This is a genomic window from Rhodoferax sp., from assembly GCF_013297935.1.
Taxonomy (GTDB): domain Bacteria; phylum Pseudomonadota; class Gammaproteobacteria; order Burkholderiales; family Burkholderiaceae_C; genus Allorhodoferax.
Genome location: NZ_JAAFIX010000008.1, coordinates 57,182 through 72,309, shown reverse-complemented (window position 1 = coordinate 72,309; position 15,128 = coordinate 57,182). Strand labels below are relative to the sequence as shown.

Below are 15,128 nucleotides of genomic sequence, written 5' to 3'. Positions count from 1 at the left end.
ATTCATGCCTCCTGCAGCGACGCAATCAAGGGACAGCGCACCCTGCCCTTGGCGGCGCAGCAACGCTGCACCAGGTCCTGTAAGACGGTTTCGATGCGATGCAGGTCGGCCAGGCGTGTGCGCACATCGGTCAACTTGCGCTCGGCCTGCTGGCGTGCCTCAGCGCAATGCGCGCCATCCTCCAGTTGCAGCAAGTCGGAGATCTCGTCGAGGCTGAAGCCCAGGCGCTGGGCTGACTTGATGAAACGCACGCGCGCCAAATCAGCTTCACCGTAGCGACGTATGCCCCCATGGGGGCGGTCCGGCGCCTGCATCAGCCCCTTGCGCTGGTAGAAGCGGATCGTCTCGACACTGACGTCGGCGGCTTCGGCAAGAACGCCGATGGTCAGATTTTCAGATGGGTGGTTCATGGCGCTTGACTCCGTACTTAGGTACGGAAGTAATCTTACGGCATGAAACCAGATTCCCCAACCGAATTGACCAATAGCGGCGGTCGCGGCGCGCTGCTGACCGGTGGTTTGGCGGCCATCCTCGCCTCGACCTGTTGCCTCGGACCCTTGGTGCTGATCACACTCGGCATTTCCGGCGCGTGGATCAGCAACCTGACGCTTCTTGAGCCCTATCGACCTCTCTTTATTGGCGCGGCGGTCGTGGCGCTGTTGCTTGCCTACCGGCGCATTTGGCGGCCGGCTGCCGCCTGTGAGCCTGGGCAGGTCTGCGCATTGCCACAGGTCAACCACAGCTACAAGGCGCTGTTCTGGATCGTTGTGGGCCTGGTGCTGGTGGCGTTGGGGTTCCCGTTGGTCGCCCCGTTGTTTTACTGAAAGGAACTTGCCATGAAGAAACTTGTTGCACTGGCCGCTTTGGCCACACTGACATCGCCCCTCTGGGCAGCCACGCAAACCGTCACGTTGTCCGTGCCGGACATGAACTGTGCCGCCTGCCCGATCACCGTCAAGAAGGCGTTGACCAAAGTGCCGGGCGTGAACAAAGCCGAAGTGAACCTGGAGCGGCGCGAGGCCAAAGTAACGTTCGATGACGCGAAAACAAACGCTGAGGCACTCAGGCTCGCCACCAAGGATGCCGGTTATCCCTCCACCGTACTGGGCGCCGCCAAGTGACAACGGTGATTCTGGAATCGACCCTGACCTGTCCCGAGTGCGGTCACGCCAAGACGGAAACCATGCCCACCGACGCCTGCCAGTGGTTCTACGAGTGCGAGCAGTGTCACACGGTGCTCAAACCGAAGCCGGGTGACTGTTGCGTCTATTGCTCTTATGGCACGGTGCCGTGCCCACCAATTCAGGAACGCGGCAAGGGCAGTTGTTGCCCTTGATGGCGATTTAGCGCAGCAAGAGCGTGGGGATGGTCGATGAACGCAGCAGGTCGGCCGTCTTGCTGCCCAGCAACAGGCTGCGCAGTGGCGAATGGCCAAAAGCACCCATGATGAGCATGTCGACGGATTGCTCCTTGACCGTCTTGGCAATGACGCTCTGGGCGTCACCGGGGATCAGCACTGCCGTCACCTCAAAGCCAGCGGCTTCCAAGGTGGTCTTGGCCCATTGGAGTTGCTTGGGCGCGTCTTGGCTTTCCTTGCCGGACATCAGCAGGTAGATCGGCAGGCCACGAAACAAGGGGCTGACTGCGACCATTTCAACGCCGCGCCGGGTGATGGTGCTGCCATCGAAGGCGATCATCACGCGCTTGGGTTCCGTGAAGCTCTCCGTTACCGTCAGGATCGGTTTATGCAGGGCGCGAATCACGGCCTCGACGTTGCGGCCAAGGTCGCGCTGCGACGTTTGCGCTGCCTCGCCCCGGCATCCCAGGACCAACAGGCGCACGCCCTGCTCTTGCTCGGCCAGTGTCTCTTCCAGTGCGCCATGGCGTTGCCGCACATCGACGTGTTTGACCCCGGCAGCAACGGCCCGCTCCCGCAGGCGGTTCAGGAAGATGCGTCCTTGCGGCGGGCGGCCCATGTCGCGTAGTCGGCTCCGTAATCGGCGAAGTGGTATTGATCCACATAGGCTAGCACTTTGTTGTCGTTTTTCATGGTTTTGTGTCCTCTCAGTGACCCATCAGCATGTCGTCGGCACCGTCTTTGTCATGCACGGCAAACTTGTCCACCAGCGTGGCGCTGGCTTCGTTCAGGCCGATCACTTCGACCTCGGTGGCTTCACGGCGGAAATTGATGACCACCTTGTCCAGCGCGCTGTGGATGTATAGATCTTCCCTGCCCAAGATCGTTGACGAACCAATAGATGTGCTAGGCTAATTACGAATTGAGCACATAAAAGCAACGCAGTTACAAAACAATCACCGGAAAAAACCATGAGAGAGAACGGACCTGTTAGCCAAAAAGAGTTCATCCTTCCTGCCGCCAAAACCCTGGTGTCGGTGACCGACCTCAAAGGTCGCATCGTGTACTGCAACCATGCCTTTGTAGCGGCCAGTGGTTTTGCTGAGGCCGAGTTACTAGGGCAGGCGCACAACATGATCCGCCACCCTGACATGCCGGCTGAGGCTTTTCGCGACATGTGGGCCACCATTCAGGGTGGAAAGCCTTGGTCGGCGATGGTCAAGAACCGGCGCAAAGATGGCGACCATTACTGGGTGAAGGCCCATGTCACGCCCACGCGCAAAGATGGGCAAATGGTGGGCTACATATCGGTTCGGACCGTGCCGGAGCGCAGCCAGGTCGATGCGGCTGAGCAGTTGTACGCACGCATGCGTGAAGAGGCCGCACTGGGCCGGCTCCATACCGTGTTGCGCTCTGGCCGCGTGCAAAGGGCCGGGTGGCTGGGGCGCGCCTCGCAAGGGCTGCGCGCAGCCCTGGGGGCGTATGGGGTGGTGGGATTGATCCATTTGGGCACGTTGTTGCTGGTTGCCGCAGCGGCAATGCTTTTACCGCCGGTGATGGCGTTGGGCCTGCTTGCGGTGGCAGCCGTGGGCGGTTACGCGCTGCAATGGTATGCCATGCAAAGGCCCGTGCGCCGGGCACAGTCCATCATCGAAAATTTGGCCAGCGGCGACTTGGTGACGCAGTTGGAAGGTACGCAGGGCGGTGATTTCGATGGCATCTACGCGGGCTTGCAGCAGTTGCGCGTGACAGTGCAAACCCTGTTAACTGATTCCCGAAACGTTGTTCTAGAACTCCGAGGGGTGGGGGAAGAAGTGGCTTCGGGCAGCATGGATATGTCGGCCAGAACCGAAAGCCAAGCCAGCAGCATCGAGGAGACCGCCGCTGCCATGGAGCAAATCAATGGCACCGCCAGCAACACCGCTGCGGCCGCCGCCCAGGGCACCGAATACGGAAAAACTGCACAGGACACCGCGCGCTTGAGTGAAGAGGCCGTAGCCAATATGGTTTCCACCATGGAGGCCATCAGCGAGTCGTCGCGAAAAATTGGCGACATCATCCAGGTCATTGAGGGGGTGGCTTTTCAAACCAATATCCTGGCACTCAATGCCGCAGTAGAGGCCGCGCGCGCGGGTGAGCAGGGGCGCGGGTTTGCCGTGGTTGCGAGCGAAGTGCGCACTTTGGCCCAACGCACCTCCGCAGCGGCCAAGGAAATCCGTCAACTCATTGGAGAGTCAACTCAGCGTGTGGATGCGGGCAATGCGGTCACCGCAGAAGCACAGTCGCGCATGCGCGATTTGGCCGAGGCGGTGAGCAATATGCAAAACGTGCTGGAACAGGTTAGCCACGCCGCAGGTGAACAGCAACTGGGGGTGTCGCAGGTGTCTGATGCCATTACGCAACTTGACACCACCACGCAGCAAAATGCAGCCATGGTGGAAGAGCTGGCTGCGGCGTCCCAAGGCATTTTCGGGCCAATCGAATCGTTCGATTTGCAACTCAGTTTGTTCCAGTTGAGTCCGGGCCAGCGCGTGGTGGCCGAGCGCGATGTGGCCAGCCTAAAACAGCGTGCATCGTCTGCGGTATCCACCGGTACGGACTTTGATGTTCGTACATTCACCGAAGCCCATTTGAAATGGAAAACGCGCCTTCGCAATGCCATTCGAGACGGTGAAAAGTTTGACGTGGCCACGGTGCGCCGGGACGACTGCTGTGCATTGGGAAAATGGGTTCACAGTACGGGCCAGGCCCGATGGGCGCAGCTACCTGGGTTTACCAAGTTACTCAACAGCCATGCCCAGTTTCACCGTTCTGCAGCCCCAATTGCCGAAGCAGCCAATCACGGTGACGCTGATCGTGTCAAAAAGTTGCTGGCAAGCGGCTCTGACTTCTCCAAGGCCACCCAGTCCACCGTGATGGCGATCCGGTCATTGGACACCGAGATCCGGCAAACAGTGGGCAAATCAAAAGGTTCGTCGGCGCGTGTGGGGGGAGGCACTGCACCGGCCTCGAACCCTGTGGCGCTACCGGCACCAAGCGCTCCCCATTCGGAACCATCACAGGAGTGGGAAACATTTTGAGCATGGATGCGGGTTACAGATCACCCAGAGGTCAGTGGCGTTTTTGTGTGAGCGGCGCGCTGATAGCGCAGACCACCCGCAGCGGGTCAAAGCCGCCCGCGTCCTATTTATTCACCAACTGACGCGCTGATCAACTTCAAAGTCCGGTGCCGGTTGTGCTGAGTCGTCCCAGCCAGGTTTCGGAGTGTTCAGCCACTGTTTGGTACAGCAGCGTGCGTTCGGGGTGGCGCAAGCGCAGCATTCTGCGGCGATTGTTGCGATTCGCAAAGCACAAAGCCCGAACCGTTGCCGGTTCGGGCTCTGTCGGGCGGTAACTGCGGGTTGCGTGGCTTTTTGATGCCAAATAGGCCGCCGGTCCCCGTAGATATTGCGCAAGCAGCTACAAAATTAGTAGCGAATGCGCAGTGGCGAGACGCCCTAGGCAGCCTTCACCTTCAGGCGCCAAGCAGGTAGCAAAGGCTCGGTGTAACCACTGGGCTGTTCCATGCCCCTGGAAACCAGCTCGCACACCGCCTTGCAGGCCGCGCTGGTGCCAAAGTTGCCCGCCATGGGCTTGTACAGCTTGTCACCCGCGTTTTGCTTGTCCACCACGGCGCCCACCGATTCAGGAGCGCGGCAAGGGCAGTTGTTGCGGTTGACCCTTGATTTTGTGTGCATCGGAAGGCTGGGTGCAATCCAGCGAGGCCTGAACTGACATCAGACCGGTTGCGGTCACTTTTGTCCTGGCCGCGAAATTATTTGCACAAAAGCTGCGTCTTTTCGGCGTGTTCATCGTCTTCACAGGTATGAACACCCAAACTCTTCAATTGAAAAGCTGGCCTAGTCGCCAACCTGCTGCGTTTCTGGTGCTGGCCGCCGTTGTTTGGTATGCGCTTTACCAAACCCTCATGTCTGCATCCGAGGCCGTGGTGGCATGGCTACCAGTGGACCGGAACAGCCATTTGGGCGGCTCATTGCAGTTTTTCCTTTATGACACCCCCAAGGTGCTCATGTTGCTGACGGGCGTCGTATTCGTCATGGGCATGGTCAACAGCTACTTCACCCCGGAGCGCACCCGGGCGCTGCTGGCAGGCAAGACCGAGGGCGTGGCCAATGTGATGGCAGCGTCTTTGGGCATCGTGACACCGTTTTGCTCGTGTTCTGCCGTGCCCCTGTTCATCGGCTTCGTACAGGCCGGGGTTCCGTTGGGGGTGACCTTCTCGTTCCTGATTTCGGCTCCCATGGTCAATGAAGTGGCGCTAACACTGCTCTTTGGCATGTTCGGATGGAAAGTGGCGCTGCTTTACATGGGTTTGGGCTTGAGCGTGGCCATCGTTGCGGGCTGGGTCATTGGGCGACTCAAGATGGAGTCCTATTTGGAAGACTGGGTTCGAGACATGCCCAAGGTGTCCGCACAATTTGAAGACCAGGGTGCAAGTTTGGCTGAGCGCGTCCAGGCTGGCTTTGCCTCTGTCCATGAAATTGTGGGCAAGGTCTGGCCTTACATCCTGGGCGGCATTGCGTTGGGCGCATTGATCCACGGCTATGTGCCGCAAGACTTCATGGCCTCGATCATGGGCAAGGAAGCCTGGTGGTCCGTCCCGTTGGCCGTGCTCATCGGCGTGCCCATGTACACGAATGCCGCTGGTGTGATTCCCATCGTCCAGGCCCTGCTGGCCAAAGGCGCCGCGCTGGGCACGGTGCTGGCTTTCATGATGAGCGTGATCGCGCTGTCCCTGCCCGAGATGATCATCCTGCGCAAGGTACTCAAGATCCGGCTTATCGCCACCTTCGCGTGCGTTGTGGCGACAGGCATCCTGATGGTGGGCTATGTGTTCAACGGAGTTCTCTGAGCCATTGCCCATCAAGCAGCGCCATGAAACGGCAGCCTGCTTGCCACCCAAGCCATATTCAATTCAAAAAGGAGTAATCATGGACATCAAAGTTCTAGGAACCGGCTGCGCCAACTGCAAAAACACCATCGCACTCATTGATCAGGTCGCCAAAGACAAAGACGTCAGCGTGACGCTGGAAAAGATTGAGGAGCTGCGGGCCATCATGGGTTACGGAGTGATGAGCACACCGGGCGTGGTGATCAATGGCAAGGTCGTGCATGCAGGCGGCGTGCCCAGCCGCGAAAAAGTCGAAAAATGGCTCACTGCCTGAAGAAACACACCACTCACTCTGAGCGCACATTTCACACACAGGAGAAGCACCATGCTTGATGAAGCCAAAGAAGTTTGCCCCACCAACACCCGCCGCATGCTGGCCGAAGGCGCAGTGATGATCGACGTGCGCGAGCCAAACGAAGTAGCCGCGTTTGCATTTGATGTTCCCGGTGTTCTGAACATTCCGGCCACGCAGCTCGAAAGTCGCTGGACGGAAATTCCGAGCGACAAGCCCGTGGTCTTTGTTTGCCAGTCTGGCGCCCGCAGCCTCAAGGCGACCTATTTCATGCAGTTTCAAGGCTACAAAAATGTCAGCAACATGAGCGGCGGCATTGTGAAGTGGAGTGCAAAGGGTTTTCCGGTCAAGGGCGCTCGGGCTGCCAATGCCTGCGATTGCTCTACCGGTTGCTGTGGCTCCGCGCCTGCCGCAAGCGATGCCTGCTGCTCGAATGCCGCCCCCGCGTCAAGCTGCTGCTGATTGCCTACGAGCTAGGCCAAGGTGCGCTTCTACTCTTCGCAGCAGATTCACCACTCTTAGGTGTGTGTCCGACGTTTATTGCGTTGCGTTGGGCACGGAATGAATACAAAAAAACCAACCAAAATGGGAAGCACGAGCGATGAACCACTCAACGGAATCACAAAAGATGCGCTTTCACGTCGAGTCCACACGCATTAGTGGGCATGTTAGTCAGTCACGATGCAAACAAGCTCGGATTGACCTCGATACGGATATGGCTGGGAATCCCGATGCATTCAACCCAGCCGAGCTATTGCTGTCCGCCTTGTCCGCCTGCATGATCAAAGGCATTGAGCGCGTCACGCCTATTCTGAAATTTGAGCTTCGCGGCGTGGAGGTGATCGTGGATGGCATTCGCCAAGATGTCCCTCCGAAGATGGAATCCATACGCTACCAAATCATTGTGGATACCGACGAGTCGGATCAACGCTTGAATTTGCTGCACGAGAACGTAAAGAAGTACGGCACGGTTTTTAACACGGTGTCGCCTGGGACCGACCTTGCTGGAGTTTTGGTGCGCAAGGCCTCCCATGAGTGACCACCACGATCATGCCCACGCACCCGCGAACTTTGACCGGGCCTTTGCCATTGGCATTGCGCTGAACCTGGCCTTTGTCGGCATCGAGGCCTTTTACGGCTGGAAAGTCAATTCGCTCTCGCTGCTCGCCGATGCCGGCCACAACCTCAGTGACGTTGCCGGGCTGGTCCTTGCCTGGGGCGGCGCACTTGCCGGCAATCTGCGTCCGGATGCGCGCCATACCTACGGCTGGAAGCGAGGCAGCATCCTGGCCGCATTTGCCAACGCCTTGCTGTTGCTCGTGGCGATGGGGTCGCTGGCGTGGGAGGCCGCGCACAGGCTGAGTGCGCCGGAGGCCACCGAAGGCTGGACCATCATCGCCGTGGCGGCCGTGGGCATTGTCGTCAACACGGTCACGGCCCTGCTCTTCATGCGCGGTCGCAAGGGCGACCTCAACATCCGCGGTGCTTTCCTGCACATGGCGGCCGACGCGCTAGTGTCCCTCGGCGTAGTGATCGGCGGCGCGCTCTACCTCTGGCAAGGCTGGGGCTGGATCGACCCGGTGATGAGCCTGGCCATCGCGGTGGTGATCGTGGTTGGCACCTGGAACCTGTTCAAGCAGTCGCTGCACCTGATGTTCGACGGCGTGCCTGAGGGCATCGACCTGCAGGCCGTGCGCGCGCTGCTGCTGGGGCTACCGGGTGTGGCCGACGTGCACGACTTGCACGTCTGGGCGATGGGAACGTCGCAGGTCGCACTCACGGCCCACCTGGTGCTGAGCGATCCCGCTGCCGATCTGACCGCCGTGCTGTGCGCTGCCGAAGAGGAGTTGCATGTGCACTTCGAAATCCGGCACATGACCTTGCAGTTGGAGCCTCCCGCCTACGCGCGACTATGTGCACTACAAGGGACTGCGAGCTGTGCACAGCCGTAGCTGGTTGAGGGTCCAGATACCTGCCATTCGTCGGTGACCGCATACGGCCCAAAGCAGCTTAAATCCACCCCATCCACCCCGCAACCGCCCCTGCACCCAGCAGCCACAGCAGGTGGATGCGGGTCTTCCAGACGATCAGGGTGCTCACCGCGGTCACGGCCCAGAGCGCCAGATGGTGGGTGTCGACTTTGTGGTTGGCAGCCAGAATCCAGCCGGTGGCCACCAGCAGGGCAATCACGAGCGGGGCCATGCCTTGTTTGAAGGCGCGCACGGCGCGCAACTCGCGGTTGCGGTGGCCCCAGCGTGACGCAGTGAAGGTGAGGATGCTGCTGGGCAGCATGATGCCCAGCATCGACAAAAACACGCCCAGCATGGCCAGCGCCACGGCATGCCAGCCGGCGCCCAAGCCACCGGCAGCGTTGAGGCCTATGGTCCAGCCCAGCAGGGGCACAAACAAAATGTTGGGGCCGGGTGCCGCTTGCGCCAGCGCAATGCTGTTGCTGAACTGCTCGGCGTCCAGCCAGCCTCTTTCCACCACCAAAAAGCGCTGCATGTCCGGTGCGGTGGTAATGGCGCCGCCCACGGCCAGCAGCGAGAGCGATGCGAAGTGCATAAACAGTTCCAGCCACTGGGCGCTGGTCAGGGCGATGCTCATGCTGCTTCCTTCTTAGCCGCCAGGCGACCCAGGCACACATAGGCCCAAGCGCAGCCCAGCCCGCCAATGCTCAGCAGCACCCACAGCAATGGCACGCGCAGCAGCGCCACGGCGGCAAAGGTGGCGGCCATCAGTGCCACGCAGGGCGCGAGGCCCATCACATTGCTTTTCAGCGCCGGCACCAGGCGCAGGCCTGCCGCGATGATGAGGCCGGCCGCCACGGCACCCATGCCGCGCAGCGCGCCCTGGGCGTGCGGGTCGTCTGCCACACCGGCAAATGCTGCCGCCAACAAGAGCACCAGCACCAGCGGAAAACTCAGCATGCCGGCCACACCGGCCAGCGCACCGCGCCAGCCGAAGTAGCGGTCGCCCAGCATGAGCGAGAGGTTGACGACGTTAGGGCCGGGCAGGATCTGGGCCACGGCCCAGTCTTCGACAAACTCTTCGGCGGTGAGCCACTGTTTGCGCTCCACCAGCTCGCGCTGGGCCACGGCCAGCACGCCGCCAAAGCCCTGCAGGGCGAGCAGGGAGAACGAGAAAAACAGGTCGGTTTTAGAGCGGGGCGCAGGGCGCGGGGCAGGGGGAATGGCGGGTGGTGTGCTGGGTGGCATGCAGAAGGGTCAGGCGGGTTGCCCCACCACAGTGAACTGAACGCTATTGTCGCGCAGCCACTGTTCTGAACGCGTGCCGTCTTGCTGGCACGGATGAAAGTCTTCGCGCAAATACTCCCGCCACTGGGCCCGGTTGCTGCGGATGATGCCGCCCGTGCCAAACAAAAAGTGCGCTGCACTCCGCCAGGTGCTCCAGCTAAACAAGGCCTTGTCGTGCCAGAGGTTGCGCACTGTCTGGCGCGCTACATCGCTGAAAAAAGTGATGGTGATGTAGCGGAACAGGCGCAGCCGCCACTCGTAGTTGCCGCCTATGGCCTCATACACATCAAAGGCCGTGCTGCGGTGCTCGCTTTCTTCGGCGCTGTGCCAGAGCCACAGGGTTTTAAGGCGCTCCTCGCTGCCCTCCAGGGCCTCGGGGTGACGCAGCATCCAATCTGCAAAGATGGCCGTGAGGTGCTCGGTGGCGGCGGTGGCTGCCACGTGGATGCGCACATCGCGGTGGGCATTGGCCTGCAGGCGCCGGGTGGCGCGCCGCTCCAGCGCGTTGTCAAAACCTTGCTGGGTGAGCTGTTGGTTAAACAGGCTGTGGATGCGGCGGTGGGTGGCCTCCTGGCCCACAAAGCCCTGCACTTCGGTAGCGAAGCGGGCCTGTTCTTCGGGGGGCCGAGTTTTGAGGCCAGCGCGCACCGAGTCCATGAAGTACTGCTCGCCCAAGGGAAAGCTCATCGACAGGGCGTTGAAGAAGGCGGTGCGGAAAGCGTCGCCCCCGTTCCAGCGCACGGCAAACGGGGTGTTCAGGTCAATCAGCAGCTTGCGCACGGTGAGGTGGGTCATGGTGAGGTCTCGGTGGTGGGGCCGCCTTCGGGCAGGTCGCGCAGCTGGGTGGCTACCCAGTCGATCACGGCCGGGTCGCTGGCCATTTGCACATGGCCGATGCCTTCAAAAACCACCGGCGTGACTCCCGGGAGCACCTGTGCCCGCTGGGGAAACACAATGTTGTCTTGCGGGGTGAGGGCAATGTGAATGAGGGCCCGCTGGGCAGGCGACTCAGCGGCTGACAGACCTTGCAGCCACGGGCTGTTGAAGAGCATTTGGCGACCGTTCGGCGTAGAGGCTTTTTTTGCGGCCTTGGTGCCTGCGTGCGGGGTGCCCAAGGTCAGTATGCGGGCCACGCGGTCGCTACCGTACTTGCGCATCCAGGCACGAATAGCCAGCCCACCCATGCTGTGCCCGACCAGCGCCACCTTGGGCTGACCGCTGTGCTGCAGCAGTTGTTGCACTGCGGCCTCGATAGCGTCGGCATAGTGGTCGATAGACACAAACAGGGGTTCGAGGTTGATGGCCAGCACGCTGTGCCCCTGCGCACGCAGGCGGGGAGCCACATCGTCCCAAAGACGGTGGTTGCAGATGTAGCCGTGTACCAAAACCACCGGCACCCGGGGGTTGCCACCGGTGGCTTCCAACAAGGTGGGGCGCGGGGCAGCCCACGGCTGGCGCAGCACAAAGGTGCGGAAGCTGGCCACGGTTTCACCCCACCAGGCCCGGTAAAAAGCGCCGGCCGGCTCGCTTGTCTGGCGGCTGGTGTGCATGGTGTAGGCGGTGCTCAGCACGACAGCCAGCCAGGGCAACAGCACCGCGGCGATCACCAGGTCGCCGGTTGCGCCGTGCCAGAGCATGGCCAAACCAGCGCCCGCAAGCACGGTAGCGAGTAGAAAGCGTTGCAGTAGTCTGGCGAGCATGGCGGGTGAGGGCGTTGATGGTGCTAGTACACCGGTTGAAAGCGCCGGATGGCGGCTTTCACATCATCGCTCAATGCGAATCCGCTTCCAAATTGTGTGGCCAAGCCGGCAGCACGCGCTTCAAAAGTGTCGATGCCCATGCCGTAGATGAACTGCATGGCGCCACCCGTCCAAGCCGGAAAGCCTATGCCGAAGATGGAGCCGATGTTGGCGTCGTGCACGCTGGTCAACACGCCCTCGGACAGGCAGCGCGCTGTCTCCACGGCCTGGCGGTAGAGTAGGCGGTCTTTGAGGTCTGTGATGTTCCAGGGCGCGTCTGCCTTCTCGAACAAGCCCTTGAGCTCGGGCCAGAGGAATTTCTTGGCTCCTTTTTTGGCTTGTTCATCAGAAGGGTACTCGTAGAAGCCCGCACCACCGGCGCGGCCGGGGCGCTGGTGCTGCTTCACCATTTTCTCGACCACGAGTTCACCGGGTGTGGCGATGTAGGTCTTGCCCTCAGCCTCAAAGTCTTTGCGGGTCTGTTCCATCACATGCAGGCTCAGGGTGAGGGCGGTTTCGTCCAGTACGGCCAGCGGGCCCACCGGCATGCCGCACTGGATGCCCGCGTTCTCAATGGCCGCAGCGGGAATGCCTTCACCCAGCATGGCGGCGCCCTCCATGACAAAGGTGCCGAACACACGGCTGGTGAAGAAGCCGCGCGAGTCGTTCACCACGATGGGGAATTTGCCCAGGGCCTGCACATAGTCGTACGCGCGGGCCACGGTCTCATCGTCGGTAGCTTTGCCCTTGATGATTTCCACCAGTTTCATCTTGTCCACGGGGCTGAAGAAGTGGATGCCGATGAACTTGCTGGCATCGCGGCTAGCCGTGGCCAAGCCGGTAATCGGCAAGGTGGATGTATTGGAGGCAAAAAATCCGCCGGCTGCCAACATGGGCTCGGCTTCTTGGGTCACGCGGGCCTTGAGTTCGCGGTTCTCGAACACAGCCTCAATGATCAAGTCGCAGCCTTGCAAGTCCGCCACGCTGCCGGTAGGGCGAATCAGGTCGAGGATTTGTTGCTGGGCTTCGGGCTTCATGCGGCCTTTGTCCACCCGGCCTTGGGTGATCTTGGCGCTGTAGCTTTTGCCGAGGTCTGCCTTTTCCTGGCTCACGTCTTTGAGCACGGTGGCTATGCCTTTGCTGGCCTGGCTGTAGGCAATGCCGGCACCCATCATGCCGGCGCCCAGCAGGCCCACTTTGGTGGGCTTGAAGCGGGGCACGCCAGCCGGGCGGCTCTGGCCGCTTTTAATGGCGTTCAGGTTGAAGAAGAACGTGTTGATCATGGCCTTGGCCTGCGGGCCTGCCATGAGCTTGGCGAGATAGCGGCTCTCGATGCGCAGCGCCGTGTCGAGGTCCACCTGCAGGCCCTCGACCATGCAGGCGATGATGGCCTCCGGCGCGGGGTAAAGGCCGCGGGTGTTTTTCTTGATGACCGCAGGCACCACGGGCAACATGCCCGCCACCGCCGGGCTGCTGGGCAGGCCGCCGGGCATTTTGTAGCCCTTGGCCTCCCACGGGTGTTGGGCGCTGGGGTTGGCGGCAATCCATGCCAGGGCCTTGGCGCGCATCTCGGCGGCGGCGTCAGGGCCGGGTGTTACCAGCTCGTGCACCAGCCCCAAGCCTTTGGCCTCGGCGGGGCCGAAGGTCTTGCCCTCCACCAGATAGGGCTGCGCGCCCATCAGGCCCAGGTGACGCGTCATTTTGGTCACGCCGCTGGCGCCGGGCAGCAGGCCCAGTGTTACTTCGGGCAGGCCGAACTGGGTTTTGCGGTCGTCTATGGCAATGCGGTAGTGGCCCACCAGCGCCACTTCCCAGCCGCCGCCCAGCGCCGTGCCGTTGAGCAGGCTCACCACCGGCTTGCCCAGCGTCTCGATGGTGCGGAAGTTCTTTTTGACGCGCTCGATCTCTTCAAAGATGCGCGGCGCGTCGGCTGGGGTCAGTCGCATGGCGGCTTTGAGGTCGGCACCCGCAAAAAAGGTGCTCTTGGCGGACGCCAGCAAGATGCCTTTGATGGCGTCTTTGTCCTGCAGCACCTGCGCGGCTGCGGCGTCCATATCCTCCTGCCACTGCAGGCACATGGTGTTGACGGGGGAGTCGGGTTCGTCAAAGGTGAGGGTGGCAATGCCGTCCACCAGGGTGTATCGGATGGTTTTCATGGGAGATGCCTGCTATTGAATTAGGAGCTGCTTGCGCAATAGATACGGGGGCTATAGGCCAAAATGGCTCTAAATCCGCTCGACGATGGTGGCAATACCCATGCCGCCGCCCACGCACAGCGTGGCCAGGCCGTAGCGCAGCTTGCGGCGGTGCAGCTCGTCAATCAGCGTGCCCAGAATCATGGCGCCGGTGGCCCCCAGCGGGTGGCCCATGGCGATGGCGCCGCCGTTCACATTCACCTTGTCGTGCGGCACGCGCATCTCTTTCATGAAGCGCATCACCACAGCGGCAAAGGCCTCGTTCACTTCAAACAGGTCGATGTCGTCCACCGTCAGGCCTGCCTTGGCCAGCGCTTTGCGCGTGGCGGGCATAGGGCCGGTGAGCATGATGGTAGGGTCCGCACCGCTGAGCGCCGTAGCCACGATGCGCGCGCGCGGGGCCAGGTTGTGGGCCTTGGCGGCGGCTTCGTTGCCCACCAGCACGGCGGCTGCGCCATCCACAATGCCCGACGAATTGCCGGCGTGGTGCACATGGTGGATGCGCTCCACCTGCGGGTAGCGGGTCAGCGCCACGGCGTCAAAGCCCATGCCACCCATGTCGGCAAACGCGGGCTTGAGCCCGGCCAGCCCCTCCAGCGTGGTGCCGGGTTTGATGAACTCATCGCGCGCCAAAATGGTCTGGCCCAAGCTGTCTTTGACGGGCATGACTGAGCGGTAGAAATAGCCGGCAGCTTGCGCTTTGGTGGCGCGGCGCTGGGATTCGAGCGCATAGGCATCTACATCTGCGCGGCTAAAGCCTTCCAGGGTGGCTATCAAATCTGCGCCTATGCCTTGGGGCACAAACAGGGTTTGCGAATTGGTTTCGGGGTCCATGGCCCAAGCGCCGCCGTCGGAGCCAATCGGCACGCGGCTCATGCTCTCCACGCCACCGGCCACCACTAGGTCTTCCCAGCCGGAGCGCACTTTTTGCGCCGCCATGTTCACCGCCTCCAGGCCCGAGGCGCAAAAGCGGTTGATCTGCACGCCCGCAGCCTGGAAGTCCCAGCCCGCCTTGAGTGCCGCCACCTTGGGCAGCACCGCGCCCTGGTCGCCCACCGGAGACACCACGCCCATGACCACATCGTCCACCTGCGCGGTGTCGAGCTGGTGGCGCTGCTGCAGGTCGGTGAGCAAACCTGCCAGCAGGGTGACGGGTTTGACTTCGTGCAGGCTGCCGTCTTTTTTGCCTTTGCCGCGTGGGGTGCGGATGGCGTCGAACACAAATGCTTCGGTCATGGAGGCTCCGTGATGGGGGGAATATGCGGGTGCGCACGCTGGCGCAACCGGCGGTGTTTGCAGTATATTGTTTTTACCAAGCAAATGCTTTGTATAAATAA

18 protein-coding genes and 1 pseudogene are annotated in these 15,128 nt (G+C 61.4%); 9 read left to right on the top strand and 10 right to left on the bottom strand.

Translation table 11 applies throughout. The features are described from left to right. Positions 1–2 precede the first annotated feature (2 nt). Positions 3–410, bottom strand: a complete 408-nt coding sequence (merR, locus tag QZW03_RS12485) for an Hg(II)-responsive transcriptional regulator (protein WP_296510331.1) — start codon at positions 408–410, stop codon at positions 3–5. A 42-nt stretch (positions 411–452) separates the two neighbouring features. Here merR and merT point away from each other — a divergent pair, with 42 nt between their 5' ends. The 3 genes from merT to QZW03_RS12470 are packed head-to-tail and all read left to right on the top strand — an operon-like array spanning position 453 to position 1,336. Further along, complete coding sequence (merT, locus tag QZW03_RS12480) at positions 453–824, top strand: mercuric ion transporter MerT (RefSeq protein WP_296510330.1); 372 nt, start codon at positions 453–455, stop codon at positions 822–824. 12 nt (positions 825–836) lie between these two features. Further along, complete coding sequence (gene merP / locus QZW03_RS12475) at positions 837–1,121, top strand: mercury resistance system periplasmic binding protein MerP (RefSeq protein ID WP_296510329.1); 285 nt, start codon at positions 837–839, stop codon at positions 1,119–1,121. After that, entirely contained in the window at positions 1,118–1,336 is a 219-nt protein-coding gene (locus QZW03_RS12470; RefSeq protein WP_296510328.1) for a GDCCVxC domain-containing (seleno)protein, read from the top strand. The genes merP and QZW03_RS12470 overlap by 4 nt, the downstream gene beginning before the upstream one ends. Positions 1,337–1,343: 7 nt before the next feature. Here QZW03_RS12470 and QZW03_RS12465 read toward each other — a convergent pair whose 3' ends face one another. Together QZW03_RS12465 and QZW03_RS12460 are read right to left on the bottom strand one after the other, a co-directional pair. After that, positions 1,344–1,976 (bottom strand): universal stress protein, encoded by a 633-nt coding sequence (locus QZW03_RS12465; protein WP_296510327.1) that lies wholly within the window; start codon positions 1,974–1,976, stop codon positions 1,344–1,346. 88 nt (positions 1,977–2,064) lie between these two features. Next, a complete protein-coding gene (locus tag QZW03_RS12460; protein ID WP_366481691.1) occupies positions 2,065–2,238 on the bottom strand; it encodes a hypothetical protein in 174 nt (57 codons plus the stop codon). A gap of 90 nt (positions 2,239–2,328) precedes the next feature. Between QZW03_RS12460 and QZW03_RS12455 the strand changes: the two genes are divergently transcribed. Beyond that, positions 2,329–4,437 (top strand): methyl-accepting chemotaxis protein, encoded by a 2,109-nt coding sequence (locus QZW03_RS12455; RefSeq protein ID WP_296510326.1) that lies wholly within the window; start codon positions 2,329–2,331, stop codon positions 4,435–4,437. Positions 4,438–4,854: 417 nt separating this feature from the next. Here QZW03_RS12455 and QZW03_RS12450 read toward each other — a convergent pair. Continuing rightward, positions 4,855–5,043: pseudogene (locus tag QZW03_RS12450) on the bottom strand (hypothetical protein); the annotation flags it as partial. A 179-nt stretch (positions 5,044–5,222) separates the two neighbouring features. Here QZW03_RS12450 and QZW03_RS12445 point away from each other — a divergent pair. The 5 genes from QZW03_RS12445 to QZW03_RS12425 all read left to right on the top strand — a co-directional run bounded on the left by QZW03_RS12445 (position 5,223) and on the right by QZW03_RS12425 (position 8,552). After that, complete coding sequence (locus QZW03_RS12445) at positions 5,223–6,269, top strand: permease (protein ID WP_296510325.1); 1,047 nt, start codon at positions 5,223–5,225, stop codon at positions 6,267–6,269. Positions 6,270–6,348: 79 nt separating this feature from the next. Beyond that, positions 6,349–6,582 (top strand): thioredoxin family protein, encoded by a 234-nt coding sequence (locus QZW03_RS12440; protein ID WP_296510324.1) that lies wholly within the window; start codon positions 6,349–6,351, stop codon positions 6,580–6,582. Between the two features lie 51 nt (positions 6,583–6,633). Continuing rightward, positions 6,634–7,062, top strand: coding sequence for a rhodanese-like domain-containing protein (locus QZW03_RS12435; RefSeq protein WP_296510323.1), 429 nt, complete (start codon positions 6,634–6,636; stop codon positions 7,060–7,062). A 166-nt stretch (positions 7,063–7,228) separates the two neighbouring features. After that, positions 7,229–7,639 (top strand): OsmC family protein, encoded by a 411-nt coding sequence (locus tag QZW03_RS12430; RefSeq protein ID WP_296510322.1) that lies wholly within the window; start codon positions 7,229–7,231, stop codon positions 7,637–7,639. Further along, a complete protein-coding gene (locus QZW03_RS12425; protein ID WP_296510321.1) occupies positions 7,632–8,552 on the top strand; it encodes a cation diffusion facilitator family transporter in 921 nt (306 codons plus the stop codon). Before QZW03_RS12430 ends, QZW03_RS12425 begins: the two co-directional genes overlap by 8 nt. A 58-nt stretch (positions 8,553–8,610) precedes the next feature. Here the strand turns inward: QZW03_RS12425 and QZW03_RS12420 are convergent, their stop codons facing one another. From QZW03_RS12420 to QZW03_RS12395, 6 genes are all read right to left on the bottom strand, one after another. Beyond that, positions 8,611–9,207 (bottom strand): chromate transporter, encoded by a 597-nt coding sequence (locus QZW03_RS12420; protein WP_296510320.1) that lies wholly within the window; start codon positions 9,205–9,207, stop codon positions 8,611–8,613. After that, positions 9,204–9,818 (bottom strand): chromate transporter, encoded by a 615-nt coding sequence (locus tag QZW03_RS12415; protein ID WP_296510319.1) that lies wholly within the window; start codon positions 9,816–9,818, stop codon positions 9,204–9,206. The genes QZW03_RS12420 and QZW03_RS12415 overlap by 4 nt, the downstream gene beginning before the upstream one ends. A gap of 9 nt (positions 9,819–9,827) precedes the next feature. After that, complete coding sequence (locus QZW03_RS12410; protein ID WP_296510318.1) at positions 9,828–10,652, bottom strand: metal-dependent hydrolase; 825 nt, start codon at positions 10,650–10,652, stop codon at positions 9,828–9,830. Further along, the gene (locus QZW03_RS12405) at positions 10,649–11,557 is read right to left on the bottom strand and encodes an alpha/beta fold hydrolase (protein WP_296510317.1); all 909 of its coding nucleotides are present in this window, start codon (positions 11,555–11,557) and stop codon (positions 10,649–10,651) included. The genes QZW03_RS12410 and QZW03_RS12405 overlap by 4 nt, the downstream gene beginning before the upstream one ends. 23 nt (positions 11,558–11,580) lie before the next feature. Beyond that, positions 11,581–13,752 carry a 3-hydroxyacyl-CoA dehydrogenase NAD-binding domain-containing protein gene (locus QZW03_RS12400; protein ID WP_296510316.1) on the bottom strand — a complete coding sequence of 724 codons (2,172 nt, stop codon included), beginning with the start codon at positions 13,750–13,752 and terminating at the stop codon, positions 11,581–11,583. A 69-nt stretch (positions 13,753–13,821) separates the two neighbouring features. After that, positions 13,822–15,027 (bottom strand): acetyl-CoA C-acetyltransferase, encoded by a 1,206-nt coding sequence (locus tag QZW03_RS12395; RefSeq protein ID WP_296510315.1) that lies wholly within the window; start codon positions 15,025–15,027, stop codon positions 13,822–13,824. Positions 15,028–15,128: the final 101 nt, after the last annotated feature.